General features: G+C 45.2%; 15 protein-coding genes. 4 read left to right on the top strand and 11 right to left on the bottom strand.

Annotated features, from left to right (window positions below; all coding sequences use genetic code 11):
• Positions 1-70: 70 nt before the first annotated feature.
• Positions 71-622 (bottom strand): DNA-directed RNA polymerase subunit delta, encoded by a 552-nt coding sequence (gene rpoE / locus QOS07_RS02730; protein ID WP_283587475.1) that lies wholly within the window; start codon positions 620-622, stop codon positions 71-73.
• 45 nt (positions 623-667) lie between these two features.
• Positions 668-1,096: a DUF1934 domain-containing protein gene (locus tag QOS07_RS02725; protein ID WP_283587474.1), complete on the bottom strand. Its 429-nt coding sequence runs from the start codon at positions 1,094-1,096 to the stop codon at positions 668-670.
• Between the two features lie 162 nt (positions 1,097-1,258).
• Between QOS07_RS02725 and QOS07_RS02720 the strand changes: the two genes are divergently transcribed.
• Positions 1,259-2,623, top strand: a complete 1,365-nt coding sequence (locus tag QOS07_RS02720; protein ID WP_408613262.1) for an HD domain-containing protein — start codon at positions 1,259-1,261, stop codon at positions 2,621-2,623.
• 2 nt (positions 2,624-2,625) lie between these two features.
• A complete protein-coding gene (yidA, locus tag QOS07_RS02715; RefSeq protein ID WP_283587473.1) occupies positions 2,626-3,450 on the top strand; it encodes a sugar-phosphatase in 825 nt (274 codons plus the stop codon).
• A gap of 254 nt (positions 3,451-3,704) precedes the next feature.
• Here yidA and QOS07_RS02710 read toward each other — a convergent pair whose 3' ends face one another.
• The 7 genes from QOS07_RS02710 to QOS07_RS02680 form a co-directional block, all read right to left on the bottom strand.
• Positions 3,705-4,394 carry a hypothetical protein gene (locus QOS07_RS02710; protein WP_283587472.1) on the bottom strand — a complete coding sequence of 230 codons (690 nt, stop codon included), beginning with the start codon at positions 4,392-4,394 and terminating at the stop codon, positions 3,705-3,707.
• Between the two features lie 221 nt (positions 4,395-4,615).
• Positions 4,616-5,599, bottom strand: a complete 984-nt coding sequence (locus tag QOS07_RS02705; protein WP_283587471.1) for a ribose-phosphate diphosphokinase — start codon at positions 5,597-5,599, stop codon at positions 4,616-4,618.
• A gap of 101 nt (positions 5,600-5,700) precedes the next feature.
• Positions 5,701-7,068 carry a bifunctional UDP-N-acetylglucosamine diphosphorylase/glucosamine-1-phosphate N-acetyltransferase GlmU gene (glmU, locus tag QOS07_RS02700; RefSeq protein WP_283587470.1) on the bottom strand — a complete coding sequence of 456 codons (1,368 nt, stop codon included), beginning with the start codon at positions 7,066-7,068 and terminating at the stop codon, positions 5,701-5,703.
• Between the two features lie 3 nt (positions 7,069-7,071).
• Positions 7,072-7,911, bottom strand: a complete 840-nt coding sequence (gene purR, locus QOS07_RS02695; RefSeq protein ID WP_283587469.1) for a pur operon repressor — start codon at positions 7,909-7,911, stop codon at positions 7,072-7,074.
• Positions 7,912-8,037: 126 nt separating this feature from the next.
• Positions 8,038-8,835, bottom strand: coding sequence for a metal ABC transporter permease (locus QOS07_RS02690; RefSeq protein WP_283587468.1), 798 nt, complete (start codon positions 8,833-8,835; stop codon positions 8,038-8,040).
• The gene (locus QOS07_RS02685) at positions 8,835-9,506 is read right to left on the bottom strand and encodes an ABC transporter ATP-binding protein (RefSeq protein WP_283587467.1); all 672 of its coding nucleotides are present in this window, start codon (positions 9,504-9,506) and stop codon (positions 8,835-8,837) included. Before QOS07_RS02685 ends, QOS07_RS02690 begins: the two co-directional genes overlap by 1 nt.
• Before the next feature lie 4 nt (positions 9,507-9,510).
• On the bottom strand, positions 9,511-10,419 hold the full coding sequence (locus tag QOS07_RS02680) for a metal ABC transporter solute-binding protein, Zn/Mn family (protein WP_283587466.1): 909 nt from the start codon (positions 10,417-10,419) through the stop codon (positions 9,511-9,513).
• Positions 10,420-10,626: 207 nt separating this feature from the next.
• On the opposite strand from QOS07_RS02680, the gene QOS07_RS02675 reads away from it, so the two are divergent.
• Together QOS07_RS02675 and QOS07_RS02670 are read left to right on the top strand one after the other, a co-directional pair.
• Positions 10,627-13,161: a KxYKxGKxW signal peptide domain-containing protein gene (locus tag QOS07_RS02675; protein ID WP_283587465.1), complete on the top strand. Its 2,535-nt coding sequence runs from the start codon at positions 10,627-10,629 to the stop codon at positions 13,159-13,161.
• 145 nt (positions 13,162-13,306) lie between these two features.
• A complete protein-coding gene (locus QOS07_RS02670) occupies positions 13,307-13,828 on the top strand; it encodes a biotin transporter BioY (RefSeq protein WP_283587464.1) in 522 nt (173 codons plus the stop codon).
• Between the two features lie 129 nt (positions 13,829-13,957).
• Here the strand turns inward: QOS07_RS02670 and ispE are convergent, their stop codons facing one another.
• Both ispE and QOS07_RS02660 read right to left on the bottom strand, forming a co-directional pair.
• Entirely contained in the window at positions 13,958-14,809 is an 852-nt protein-coding gene (gene ispE / locus QOS07_RS02665) for a 4-(cytidine 5'-diphospho)-2-C-methyl-D-erythritol kinase (protein WP_283587463.1), read from the bottom strand.
• A gap of 320 nt (positions 14,810-15,129) precedes the next feature.
• Positions 15,130-15,372: a Veg family protein gene (locus QOS07_RS02660; RefSeq protein ID WP_283587462.1), complete on the bottom strand. Its 243-nt coding sequence runs from the start codon at positions 15,370-15,372 to the stop codon at positions 15,130-15,132.
• Positions 15,373-15,408 lie beyond the last annotated feature (36 nt).

Here is a 15,408-nt window from a genome sequence, read left to right as displayed (position 1 = left end):
GCTATTTTACAGGCGCCCAAGTAAGATAATACAAGGTCACCGAAAAATAGTCAAGGCTCACAATGCGATTTTATTCGTCATCTTCGTCGTCTTCATCGTGCAACTCAGATAATTGATCTTCAATGTTGTCGTCTAAATCGTCATCGTCATTGAATTCGTCATTTTCTTCATCGTAATCGTCATCATCGGCGTCGCTATCGTCATCATCTTGGTCATCCAGGTCATCATCTTCCGGATCATCATTATCGTAGTCGATAACATCGTCGTCATCATCGGAGTCTGCCAAGAAGGCATTAACCTTACGACGCTTCTTCTTTGGCCGGTCTTCTTCATCTTCGTTTTCACCGACAGTTGCTTCATCGATGGATTCAAATGGGTACCATGCCCGCAGGCCCCAGGTATTGTCACCAAGGGAAATAAAACTGCCATCAACGTTCAAATCAGTGTAGAATTGGGCGAGCCGTTCCCGAATTTCCTCGTCGCTCTTGCCCAGGTATTGTTGAATTTCATTAGTCAGGTCGACAAACGCCATTGCCTCTCCATGTTGAGCCAAAATAGCGTGTGCTACCTCAACCATTGAAAGTTCTGATTTGTCTTGGCCGTCAAAAACCTTTAATTCCAAATTGGTGCACATCCCTTCAAAAAGTCTAAACTAAATCATACAATATTAGGCCATAAATTGCAATTGAAGTTGATAACTTCCTACTACCTGTCCGCCGGTTGCAAGCGTGTAATTCACCCTTAGTCTCCCCGCTGGCACGGTTGGGTCAACTTCTTTTTTCAGTTGCGTCGTTGAAACCTCTAGCCTAATTACCCCATATTGCGTGCGGTAGCGGGTGTAGGTCGGCGCTTCTAGGTCAAAATCAAGTAAAGTAGTTAATTCACCATTGCGGTGCAGGTGAACTTGGTCATCGAGCCGAAACTGAACCGGCGTTACTTGCCCGTTTTGGTGCTCAACGTATCGCAAGTAGTACTTACCATTTAATTCGACAAAATTTCCTAATTCATCAAACGAAAATTGCTCTTCTTGTCCATCCTGACGAATTGTGGTCGCCAAATGAACGTGAACTGGTGTTACTTTTTTAATTGCCGGCACCTCCTTTTTCGTCTTTTCCTGTTAATTATACTTGAAAGTCGCTAAAAAGGTGACTAAATCGCGTTAATTTCCTGGTCTTTCTTGTATAATAAGTAGTAAATATTATTTGCGAAACAACCGGTACCACGACTGCCGGCTTGTTTAAAAAGGAGGATCAATGGCTTGCACTTTAACGATGAAAAACTAGCACGGGAGAAGGTCTTCCGTGACCCCATACATGGCCAAATCATCGTCGATAATCAAATTATCCTCGACCTTATTAATACCCCTGAATTTCAGCGACTACGACGGATTAAGCAGCTCGGTACGTCTTCATTTACCTTCCACGGTGCGGAGCATTCCCGTTTTGGCCACTGCCTTGGTGTCTACGAAATTACCCGGGAAATGTGTAACTACTTCCAACGTAATTACCCTAGTCTAGCACCCGGTGATGGTCTCTGGGACGATCGTGAACGTCCTGTTGCCCTTTGCGCGGCACTACTCCACGACCTTGGTCACGGACCGTACTCCCACACCTTCGAACACATTTTTCGGACTAACCACGAGCAAATCACCCGTCAGCTGATTACCAGTCCTGACACAAATATTAACCGGATTCTGCAGCGGGTATCACCTGACTTTCCACACCAAGTGGCCAGCGTTATTGACCACACCTATGAAAACCAACAGGTCGTCCAAATGATTTCAAGCCAGGTTGATGCGGACCGGATGGACTACCTGCAACGAGACTCCTATTATACTGGCACCAACTACGGCAAGTTTGACTTGGACCGGGTACTGCACGTGATGCGTCCGGTTAAGGGCGGGATCGCCTTCGAAATTTCTGGGATGCATGCTGTTGAGGATTACATCATCAGCCGGTTGCAAATGTACTTGCAAGTGTACTTCCACCCTGTTTCACGGTCAATGGAGGTGATTCTTGACCACCTCTTAATGCGGGCCAAGTACATTTACCAGCACCCAAACGACTTTGAGCCGGAATTCACGCCCCACATGCTGATGCCATTTTTCAACCATAAGTTCACCCTTGATGATTACCTGGCACTCGACGATGGAGTTTTAACCACCTACTTTAACCACTGGACCCATTCTCGCGATGACATTCTCAGCGATCTTGCCCGTCGCTTTCTCTTCCGGCGGCCATTCAAGTCAGCGATTTATGACCACCATTCGGCTGCCTACCTGCCTAAGTTACGGGAGCTAATTCAAACGGCAGGTTTTAATAGTGATTATTACACTGCCGTCAACGATAGTTTTAAGCTCCCTTATGACACTTATAATCCCCAAGATTCCAACCCGCAGACCCAAATTGAGCTGGTTCAGCCAAATGGCGACTTTGTTGAACTATCCCAGGTTTCAACCTTAGTGGCAAGCGTATCAGGGCGGGAAGCAGGAGACCAACGTTTCTTCTTCCCGAAAGAAATGCTAGAAAGGCACCAGGACATTGAAGTCTTTGAACCGATTTATGAAAAGTTCCAAAGCTATATAAAAAATAACCACATCATCAACCCCAAGGAGGATAAATAATAATGGCAATTAAGATGGTAGCAATTGATATCGACGGTACTTTAATTAACGATAATCGTGAAATCACCCCAAAGACAGTCGCGGCAATTAAGAAGGCTAGTGAACAAGGCGTTAAGATTGTCCTTTGTACTGGTCGTCCGATGACTGGTGTTAGTGCGTACTTAGACCAGCTGGGCTTAAATAACCGCGATGACGAATATGTTGTTAGTTTCAACGGTGGTCTTGCCCAAACAACCAGTAAGAAAGTAATGGTTAACTACAGCATCTCCTTTAATGATTACGCTGACTGGGTAAATTACTGTCTTAAAGAAGGGGTTCATTCCCAGATTGAAACGCGTGATTACATTTACACTACCAACCAGGATCTAAGCCCATATACCATTTATGAATCAGAGTTAGTTTCGATGCCCGTCCGTTATCGTTCAATGGATGAGATGGCCCGGACACGGGACCAATATGTTGTCATCAAGGCAATGATGGTCGATACAAAAGAGGTAATTGACCGGGCATGGAAAGATTTGCCACAAGAGATGGCTGACCGCTTTTCAATTGTCCGGAGTGAAGACTTTTATCTTGAATTCATGCACAAGTCCGCTAGTAAGGGGCAAGCACTTAACCGTCTTTGTGATGAACTTGGGATCACTGCCAACGAAGTGATGGCATTGGGGAACGCCCAGAATGATGACTCAATGATTGAATTTGCTGGCACCGGGGTTGCCATGGGCAATTCAGTACCTGGCACTCGTCAAATTGCAGATGATATTACTGCTGACAATAACCACGATGGTGTTGCTGCCGCCATTGAAAAGTATGTTTTTAATAATTAAATTATTAAAAAGAAAAGGGCTCGTGACAAAACTCGGTTTTGTCACGAGCCCTTGTTTTAGCTCCAAATATTACAGAGATATCGCGTGCCACAACCCAGGGCCTTAGTGTCTAGCTACGGACAATCGCTAGCCCGTTCCGTTAACGATCGTCCTATGCTAGCCATACCAAATAGGCTAACTTCGTGTCGCAGGCCCTACCCGGGGTTGTGTCACAGCTCCTTTTTTATTTCCGAATATTATCTTCAAGCACTCATTTAGCTCAGTTTAGTAACGGCGCCGGATTGTGTGTTGTATTGGTAAATACCAACCATGTTTGAAACACTGTTATCACCGTTGTTCCGCCGAACTTCAAACTTGTAGGTGTTGCCGGACTTACCAGTTTGGATAATCTGGTATCCCTTTTCACCACTGAAGCCCATCTTATTAGCGAATTCTACAACAACGTCATCATTCGTTTGGTCAGAAGACTGACTCGTAGCAGTCTTGCTGCTGGATGACTTTGTTGCCTGGCTAGATGATGAACTACTATTTTCTGCCTTTGAAATCTTGTTCTTCAAATCACTGTATGCGTCACGCATTGCAGGACTTGTTGACTTTTGTTCTTTCAGAGTGGATGAAGCAGTAGCATAATCCCCACTCTGGTAAGAACTGCGTGCACTCATGTAATTTTGTAGGTCAGTAGCAAGATTGTCTTCCTGCGCAGAACGGTTGTTGACATTGTTCAAACGGTTATATGCACCTTGGTAGTCTTCGTTACGGATCAGCTTGTTTGCTGACCGGTAAGTACTGCTACTATTTGAAGTAGTCTTGGCTGAACGAACAGATGAACTACTAGATGATGACGTCGTCGTTGTTTCGTGGTGACCACAAGCAGCAAGTGTTAGAGCAAGCAATACCGCTGTTGATCCGGTAACCACCTTTTTAAAGAAATGTCTGTTTTGCATTTTATCCTCCTTAGCTACTGCTCCCCCATTATATCATGGATTGCTAGTTTCCTTCAAAATCTTAAGGGAAACACAACCACCCCGGTAGGTAAGCTAGGACAAGACCATATTATAAATAAATGAGGTCCAGTGCCCGGTCATCATAAACCGAACTCTGAACCTCATTTGCGCTTACGAGAGCTCGACAGCAAAATTGCTTCCGACTTCTGCCCCCTACTTAATTAAATTTTTTCCGCGCTTTGAAAGACTTGCTTAAACAGTGGACTAACTGGCCGGTTTTCGTTGATCCGCTTAATTGCCGCAGCAATCAATGGTGCAACGGATACTTGCTTGATCTTTGCAATCCGCTTTTCTTCTGGCAACTTGATTGAGTCAGTCACAACCACTTCCTTCAGTGGTGACTTTTCCAAACGTTCAATTGCCGGACCGGACAGAACCGCGTGCGTACATGAAGCATATACTTCCTTGGCACCAGCATCAATCAAGGCCTGGGAACCAAGCGTGATCGTCCCCGCCGTATCAATCATATCGTCAATCATGATGCAGGTCTTGCCCTTTACATCCCCAATGATGTTCATCACTTGGGCAACATTAGCCCGTGGACGCCGCTTATCAATAATTGCAATTGGCGTCTTTAAGAATTCAGCCAGGGCCCGCGCACGCGTAACACCACCATGGTCTGGTGAAATTACGACTGCGTTATCGGCTACCCCTTCCTTGATAAAGTATTCCGCCAACAGCGGTGCACCCATCAAGTGGTCAACCGGGATGTCGAAGAACCCTTGAATTTGTGCTGCGTGCAGGTCTAACGCAATTACCCGATCAACACCGGAGTTTTGCAGCATGTTAGCAACCAGCTTAGCGGTAATTGGTTCCCGACTACGTGCCTTCCGGTCTTGCCGCGCATAACCATAGTATGGCATTACAACGTTGATTGTCTTTGCACTGGCACGCCGTAACGCATCGACCATGATCAAAAGTTCCATCAAGTTATCGTTAACCGGTGCAGAAGTTGATTGGATAACATAGACGTTATCCCCACGGACACTTTCCTCAATGTTGATTTGAATTTCACCATCACTAAAGCGGTCAACTGATAATTTACCAAGCTCAATTCCAAGGTGCTTAGCGATTTTTTCCGCTAAGGGCCGGTTAGAATTTAAAGCAAATAATTTCAAATTAGAATCAGTATTAGACTGTGTCATTAGATCCTCCGGAAGTTTAAGTAAGTCTCGCCATAACGGCTTGTTGTCTATCCTCTATCTATGATATAAAGTCCACTATTAAAAAGCAAGCAAAAGTCGAACTACCAAGGCAACTTCTTAGCGTAATCCTTCTTATTGGTCTGCCGTGCACGGGCAATTGCCATATCATATTGAGCAGTACTGTCAGTTATCGTTGAACCGGCAGCAATAAAGGAATCTTCAGCAATATTAACTGGTGCAACCAGGTTACTATTACTACCGATAAAGGCGTGGTCGCCAACATTGGTATGGTGTTTGTTTGTACCATCGTAGTTGGCGAAGACAACCCCACAGCCAACATTAATATTCTTACCTAACGTTGCGTTACCAATGTAAGTCAGGTGACCAACCTTGGTTCCTGCACCAATGTAGGCCTTCTTCACTTCACAGAAGTTACCAATGTGGACATTTTCGCCAATTTCTGCTTCCGGCCGTAAGTGACTGTTAGGGCCAATATCACTACCGTTGTGCATTTCAGCGTTCTCCAGAGTTGACGACGTAATCTTAACAGCATCATGAATCGTGGAGTCAATAATCCGGGAACCAGCACTGATGTAACAGTCATTGCCAATTACCGTCTTACCCTTAATAACGACATTGCCTTCAATGACAGTATCATTGCCGATCTTGACGTCTGCATCAATGTAAGTAGTGGCGGGATCAATCATTGAAACACCTTCTTGCATCCAGTGCTTATTGATCCGTTCACGCATTACCTTATTTGCCTTGGCCAGGGCAATCCGGTCATTAACTCCCATCGACTCTTCAAAGTCATCCATCTTGTAGGCGGTCACGATTTCACCTTCCTGCTTCAGAATGCCAATTACGTCAGTCAGGTAGTATTCTCCCTGAGCATTATCGTTATTGATCTTCTTCAATGCAGCAAACAGCTTTTTGTTATCAAAGCAGTAAACACCAGTGTTTACTTCGTGAATTGCCTGTTCTTGAACATTAGCGTCCTTTTGTTCAACGATCCGTTCGACAATTCCAACATCGTTACGGACAATCCGGCCATAGCCGGTTGGGTCTGGTGCAACTGAGGTTAAGATTGTTACCGCTGCGTGCCGTTGTTCATGGTAATCAAACAGCTTTTCAAAGGTTTCAGCGGTAAAGAGTGGGGTATCACCACTAACGATAATGGTTTCACCATCTTCATTTGCCAGCAGGTCTTCCGTTTGCATTACCGCATGGCCAGTTCCTAATTGCTGTTTTTGCAAGGCATAGCGGGTCCGGTGACCAAGGGCTTCCTTAACCGTATCGGCACCAAAGCCAACCACCGTGATGATGGTATCAATCTTTGCCTTTTCTAACTGGGTTAAAACGTGGTCGACCATCGACTTCCCACACACCTGGTGTAAAACCTTGTGCAGCTTTGACCGCATCCGGGTACCCTTACCAGCCGCTAAAATAATTGCGTTTCTCTTTACCATGAGTTAATTTTCCTTTCCAAATACCGTTTCCATAAAGTTCCCTGGCCGAGCATTAATGGTCTTCTTATCGCCATCTTCTTCCGCATCTACCTTTACCAGTGAGGTGCAGTCGTTAACCAAACGCTTACCGCTATTAGTGCTTTCAGCTAAAACCGTCATTCCAACAAGGTTTGCATCAAATTCCTTGATTAAGGAGCCCATCCCATTGAGGGTTCCCCCACCCTTGAGGAAATCATCAACGATTACTACGTTGGCACCAGCAGAAAGCGTCCGCCGTGAGAGTTCCATTTTCTTGATCCGCTTAACCGAACCAGATACATAGTTAACACTAACCGTTGGCCCTTCAGTAATGTGGGAACTGTTTCGAACAATTACAAACGGCTTGTTCATGTACATAGCCGCAGCTTGTACGATCGGAATTCCTTTCGTCTCCACCGTCATTACGACGTCAACGTCCTTATCAACATACTGGGTGGCAATCAGCTGACCAACCTTGTGCAGGATATCGGGACGACCAATCAGGTCTGAGAGGTAAACATAACCACCAGGCAAGAAGCGAGAATCATCGCTAACTTCCTTGACCAGGTCTTCAATTGCTGCTTGCGCATTTTCTTTTGAATAATATGGTGTTAAAACTGCACCACCACTGGCACCAGGAATGGTCTTTAAACGACCCTCACCCCAGGTCTGGAAAGTGTGTTTGATAATGCTTAAATCTTCGCTGATGGATGACTTAGCCGAACCATAGCGCTCACTGAAAAACTTAAGTGAGACCAATGTGCGCGGGTGTTCCAGGAGGTAACGAGTCATATCAACTAGCCGATTACTTCTTCGTACTTTCATATTCGTTGCTGTCCGCCTTTCCAAAAAAGATTAATACATGTTGATTTTACCATAAAATGTTCGGCTTTTTTCGAAATTCGTCACAAAAAAAGACGCGGCAACGTTTTGTTACCACGTCAACATAATCTAATTGGCTTCCATAAAGTTCTGATAAAGCAATGCAACCACGTAAATTATAACTTCAATCACAGCAATAAAGAAACTAACTGGCCAATTTGTCAGATACCCTAGCAACAATCCTGCCCACGTCCCAATTAAGGCAAAGAGAATTGCTAGGCCCATCATCTTCGCCACGCCATGTGTGAAGTATTTTGCACTGGCAGCCGGAATGGTTAAGAGGATAAAGATTAACAACGAGCCAACAATTTGCGCTGCCACACTCACGCTCAATGCCAGTAGCACCAAAAAGGCAACCGAAATAATTGTTTGGTTAATACCGCTTACCCGTGCGCCAACCAGGTCAAATGAAGAAAATTTCAATTGACGATACATCGCCATTGTTACCAGCAGCACCACGATTGATAAGGCAATCAATTGGTGGACCTCACCAGCGCTAATTCCGACAACACTTCCAAAGAGAATACTGGTAGCTGAACTAGCACTTTGACTGCTCAGTGAAAGGAATAGGATCCCCAAACCGATAAACAACCCCGAGACGGCGCTGATTACCGCTTCACGCCGCGATTCCTTGATGCTCATCTGTCCGACCATCACGGAACTCAGCATCGTAAACAGCAGCATTCCATCCAACGGGGCCCAGCCGGCAAAAACCGCAAAGGACGCGCCAGCAAAGCCGATTTCAGAGAGGGTGTGCGTTAAAAAGGACAATTGCCGGGCAACAACAAACACCCCGATAACCCCACTTACAATTGCAATAAAGGTACTTGCGACAAACGCATGCCGCATAAATGCAAGGGTTAACACTAGCCATCCACCTCCTGTTGCAGGTAATCAATTTCATCAATTGAGCCGGTTTCATACCCATCGGCTTTCATATGGAGGTAGCGGGTCCCATAATGGCGGGCTAAGTCCCAGTCATGCGTAATAAACATTACACTAAGTCCATTTTGTTGAAAACGGGTCACCAGGTCTAACAGGTTGTACTTCATTTCGTTATCCAAACTAGCCGTCGATTCATCAAGAATTAGTAGGCGTGGGTTGGGAAGAAGTGCTTGTGCAAGGTAAGCCCGCTGCTTTTCCCCACCAGAAGCAAGTCCCAGTGGGCGGTCGGCGATTTTTGTCAGATCAGTAATCCGAATCATCCGGTTTAAGTCATGACGCTCCTTCTTAGTTAGCCATGGCAGGTGTGACCGGCGGCTATTTAACGCCACAAAATCACGGATTGACAATGGATATTCTTCATCTAAGTTACGAAACTGGGGGACATAGCCAATTCGGGTGTCCTTGGGGAAGGTAATTGTGCCGGACTTTGGCTTAATTAAGCCTAGCAATGCTCGTACCAGCGTGGTTTTCCCCACACCATTTTCACCGACCACAATCAAAAAATCGCCATCATTAATACTAAAGCTGAGATTGCTAAAAACGGTTTGTTCACCATAAGCGACCGTTAAATCATCTACGGATAATACTGCCACTAGCTTATTCCTCCCTTTCCTGGATCCGGGCTAATGCCTGATACTGCTTTATCATCCATTGTTCGTAAGTAAGGCCATTTGGCTTTGTTTCTGTCACCTTTAACACTGGCACCCCATTTTGGTGGGCTAGCTTGACTAGGTTATTAATTACCTGGTCATCCGATTGCGAATTTTCAACGAAAAACGCAATCCGGTGTTCCTTAATTGCCGATTGCAGGCGGGAAACATCCTGTGGTGAAGGGTCATTGCCATCCTCAATTGACTTAGCAAAATGGTTGTCGTCAACCTGGTAGCCAAGGTTTGCAAGGGCATAGTCAAAAACCGGTTCACTTACGGCCACCCGTTGTCCAGGTTTCACTCCCCGTTTAACAGTTGCAATTTCCTTATCAAGCGGTTTTAACGACTGTAAGTACTTTTGAGCCTGACGGTGGTAATACTTAGCATGCTGGGGATCCATTCTACTATACTGGACCGCTAACTTAGTTGCTAACTTTTTCATTGTCGCGGGCTGGTACCAAATATGTTCATTGCTACCGCTCTTTTTTCCAGCAACCTGACTAGCAACATCGACCACCGTAATTTTACTTCCACCATTTGACTGGGCTAGCTTGGTTAGCCAGTGGTCATAGCCAAGTCCATTTTGGACCACGAGGTTGGCATTGCTTATTTCACGTGCTTGCTGGGTGCTGGGCTGGTAATCATGGGGATCAACTGAGGCGTTGTTAATGATCGATGTAACCTGACCATACCTACCCGCAACCTGCCCAGCGACCTCACCATAAAAATTAAGGCTGGTTACTACCCGGATTGGCTTTTCATGTGTCCCAAAGTCACGCAAAGGAACCAATGATAGCAATAGGATCACCACTAATAAGCCGACCAGTGCACCCACACCCGTCCAGTATTTTCTCATCTCTCATTGTCTCCTTATGCTTAATCGTAATCATTACTATTTACAACAAAAACTATCTTACCGAAAGGAAGCGGCCAATGCAAGAATTCTTACTATATTTTTTCATAACGTTCACTGAATTTTTTGCTTGTTAACAGAAATTCACCCTTTCAAAACCGCGATAATGATAATATGTAATCGAATTCATGCTTTTAGGGAGGAATTATTGTGAGGAAAAAATTATATAAAGCCAAAAAGAATTGGGTAGTCGGTTTGATTGCTGGTGCACTGTTGCTTTTCGGTGGCAGCCTTTCTGCTAGTGCCGATACAACCACTGCTAACCAGCCTAGTCCAATTACCACGCAAACCGCACAGGTAAGCACAACCTCCTCGTTGGCCGCTTACTACGGCCAGGGGTTAAACCTGTATGACTCTGACCTGGTAGGTGTTAATGGTTATGAAGGCAACCAACTGGCAACTGATAGTCTTGATTCAAACGTCCAGGTTTCAACCAAGGGTGATACCTATGATTCAGGCAGTCATTTCCCACGGACCGTTAACAGTAGTCGTGGTATCTTGATTAACAGGGGTTCTACCACCCAGTATTACTACATCAACCGAGTTGACTCTGGCGTAGACTACTTAGAGCCACAAGATCCATATCAAAAACCAGTTACTGGAATTTCGGTTGGAACTGGGTTCATATCCAAGACCTCTTACGGTAACCCAGCAAACATTGTTGAAAATACATTAGGACAGGGAACCATTTCCAATAATGACCTGCAGCTGACAGAAACCAACACAATGCCGATGCCCGCAGCAGGTGGCAGTAACCATGTGACGATTAATAAGCACGTTACTACTCAAGGCAATACCTTTACTAACACGGTTAGTTTCAGTGCTTCAGGTGACGTTACCCAACCAGGTGCGTTTGGAATCGAGATTCGCCCTGAATGGTTCCCAGATGATTACGCAACCGTTGATGATCAGGACCACCCGTATATTTTAGGCAATTGTTTCTACTACATTATTAAGGACTCAAAAGGAGATCCTGCCTGGGTTGAAGTATTACAACCACTAAATGGTACCCGGATGTTTTCTGGCAACAAGATTGGTGCAGAGGTTGATCCAATCCTCGGCGGACGCAAATTAACGACGGGAATGGGTTACCCTGTTGGTTCATACCTGTACATGACTGCACCCGCTGGTCTTAATGCCAGTCTTAGCTACCGCGAATCTTACTACTCAATTAAGAATTACAATCGTGGTGACATGAATAATTATGGCAACTTGGATGGCTACTCACTCAGACAAAATAATCAAGGGCAAGCAGTTCTCCATGTAAGTGGGTGGCACGCCTCAAACGTATGCATTAACCAACCAAGTGAATGGCTAATCTTGTATGACAACACCACTAACCGGGAAGTAGCACGGCAAAAGGTTACTAATCCCGGTGCCCGGCCAGATGTTGCTGCCGCCTTCCCACAAGTTATTAATAGCTATAACTCCGGTTTCAGTGCTGACTTTACTTTGCCAACGAACATGATTGGACACCAGTTCACTGTTATCGCCCGCTACTCTGACAATGCCACTTCCGGTGAAGGGAGCAACAGTGACCTTTGGCTGCACCCATTTACTTTCAACCATGGTAACTTTGCTAACCTTGATGGTGTTCAAGTAAGCAATAACCAGTTAAAGATCATTGGCTGGCATGCTACTAACCTGGCGCTTGGTCGTAACTACCACTACATCATCGTTTTAAGCAATGGTCGTGAAGTTGGTCGTCAATTAGTAAGAAACGGACAGAGTAGAAATGATGTTGCCAATGTATATGGCGATGTTCTAAACGCAGCTCGTTCTGGATTCAACGTTAACCTGAATCTTAACCCTGCAATGGCTAATGGTAACTTGCAGATCGTAAGCCGGTGGACTGACGACCCAGCCGGTAATGGCAATGCTACTGACTACTGGTTTGCACCAATCGACATGGGCAACAACCAGGGTAACCTGGACTCAGCAAGCATTAACGGGAACCGTCTGACCGTTTCCGGATGGAACGCAACTAACGCTTCAATGGTTGACCAACACCATACCCTAATCCTTTTTGATAACACTACCAATAGCGAAGTACAGAGAATTACGGTCTACAATAGTAGTCGGCCGGATGTTGCCCGTGCTTTTGCTGGTATTCGGACTGCCGGGCAATCAGGGTTCAATGGTACCTTCCAGAATGTTAACCTTCAATCCGGCCACCGCTACTCACTAATTAGCCGCTATTCATTCACTAGTGATAGTAACCACAACTTTGTGGACCACTGGTTTAACTTACCAGCTAATATTGCTCCACAAGCAAGTACCCCTTCCTCACCAGTAAGTACCGATAACGGCAACTACGCCCACCTTGATGACTTTAGCCACGGTGACGCCTCAGTCTTTGTTTCAGGATGGCACGCTTCTAACCAGGCACGAAATATGAAGTACCACTACATCATTATTTTAAATAAGACTACTGGTCAGGAAGTGGCCCGGAAGTTAATTACGGATAATACTTCCCGTCCAGACGTACAGCGAGCTTACCCGGGAGTTGCCAATGCTGGGCAATCAGGATTCAACATCCATTTGCAGAACATGGACTATCCTCTGCTGAACACACTCTTTAACCCTGGTGCGGTTTCACAGATCATTAGCCGTTGGACAAATGATCCCGCTGGTAATGGTAATAGTGTTGACTATTACTTTGCACCTACCCACCTTTTCCCATAGAATTCAGCTAATATTAAAGGGAAGCCAGTCTAAAATTAGATTTTGGGTTGGCTTCCCTTTTCTTTTCGAATATAATTAACCCCATTAACTATTTACCAGCAATCTGTTATACTTTGTCCATCAAAAGAAATTGTGAGGCTGAAAATTGAATACTAAACGAATTACACGTGGTGCGGTAATGCTTGCACTTTTAATTATCTGTTCACAACTATCCATCCCATTACCAGGGGTACCATTAACCTTGCAAACTTTTGCAGTAGGGTTAATTGCAACTTTGCTACCAGTTACTGATACCCTCCTCGTTATCATTAGCTACCTCATCCTTGGAATCATCGGACTCCCGATATTTGCGAACTATACGGGTGGTATTGGAATCATCTACAGTGCTGTTGGCGGCTACCTACTCGGCTTTATTGCGTATGGCTTACTGACCAGTGGCATGCTGAGTTACTGCCAATTTTCCCGACTAAATGTTATCATTGCTAACCTAATCGGAGCGGCCGTTCAATTACTTCTCGGTACTCTGTGGCTCATGTACTTTAACCATTTAGGCTTCGGGCCAGCATTATTAGCCGGATTCGTTCCGTTCATTATCCCGGGACTAATTAAAATTTACCTAGTAATGACCATTGCACAACGATTAGAAGCAGTGGTTAGTTTGAATTAGTTAAGACATCTGTACAGCTGACTAGGCAGTTGTAGAATGCAACGTCGCCAACTTAAAAAAGATACTGGAAAAGCAAAGTTTCTTTTCAGTATCTTTTTGAATATTACAAAGGAATTGCCAAAGTCTACTCTAAAGCAACGTTACGACGTGAACATCCCGGCAAAAGCCAGAAATACTATTTTGAATTCTTTTAGCCCGCGACTCGGTATGGCAAATTGCAAAAACGGTTGGCCCCGTCCCACTCATTTGCGCAACATCAGCCCCCAGACTGACCATTTTGTCCTTTAATTGCTTAATTTCAGGATGGTAGCTCATCGTTAACGGTTCTAAAACATTTCCCATGTACTGAACCGCATTCTGCCAATCGCCGGCCTGTAAACACTCAATTAAACGATCATTGTCCAGGTGTTCTAACTTTTCGTAGTTAATCTGCCGGAGGATTTGCGGCGTGGACACGCTAATTTGTTGCTTAGCAATCACGGCCCAATAGTGCGGCTGGGCAGGGAGCAGCTCGATTTTCTCCCCATGACCGGTGACATGGGCTAGCTGGCTGTAAATACAGTATGGGACGTCGGAATCAATTGTTAAAGAAATCTGGGCCAGTTCTCTTTTCGACAGGCCAAGTTCCCAAATATTATTAAGTGCCCGCAGAACAGCCGCAGCATCGGAAGAGCCGCCACCAAGGCCAGCAGCAACTGGAATGTTTTTCTTAATACGGATAGTTACCCCTTCCCGGCAGTGGAAACGGCTTCGCAAAATGTGGGCAGCCTGGTAGGCTAAGTTTCGCTGGTCATTTGGCAAGAAGCCACTATCGGTATAAACCTTAATGGTTGCTGGCCGCTGGTGTGTTTCCACGGATACGTAATCGGCTAAATCCGCTGAAGTCATCACCATGTCCCAGCGCGGCGAACCATCAAAGTAACGCATTGGTGTATCAAGGCTAAGGTTTAACTTCGCGGGCGCTTTCTCAGTAACGCGCATTACCATCCCTCCTTACCGAAAAAGCTTTTAACTCGATTATACTAACGGCACTAATAAACAGCAAGACTGATGATGTTAAGAAGTTTATAAACAACAAGTGTGAAGGGCCACCAAGAGGGACGAAAGATTAGCATGGCAAAAGGGGTTAGCGCCCATGGCGGTAATTCTTTTTGTCTGCTAAGCACTAGTTCCTCGGCCCGTAGCACATTAACAACAAGTGCGAAGGGCCACCTAGAGGGACGAAAGATTAGCATGGCAAAAAATAATAAAAGCGGGCTTTGCAGCTCAATCACTGAGTTGCAAGCCCGCTTTACGTGCCCCTATGCTTCTGGTTCAAAGGCTAGGGAAATATTATGTGTTAATAAATCAGTATAACTATATGAAATCCGGTCTAATGAACCATTACCGTCATTCAAATGGATAACAAAAATTGCTGGGTAAGTTTTGCTCAAAATCCCATGATGGGTAGCAACCCGCTTTCGACCAGCCTGTGCCTTTATGAGGACGGGTTGACCAATCCGGTCATCTAATTCTTTCTTAATTTCAACAATTGATTCTGGCACTTAAACTTCACCTCACTGCACTCCAACAGTACCATT

Origin of the sequence: Limosilactobacillus viscerum, from assembly GCF_947387525.1 — a bacterium.
GTDB classification, from domain to species: Bacteria; Bacillota; Bacilli; order Lactobacillales; family Lactobacillaceae; genus Limosilactobacillus; species Limosilactobacillus viscerum.
The sequence above is the reverse complement of the archived record's forward strand: the minus strand, read 5'-3'. Positions and strand labels throughout refer to the sequence as shown.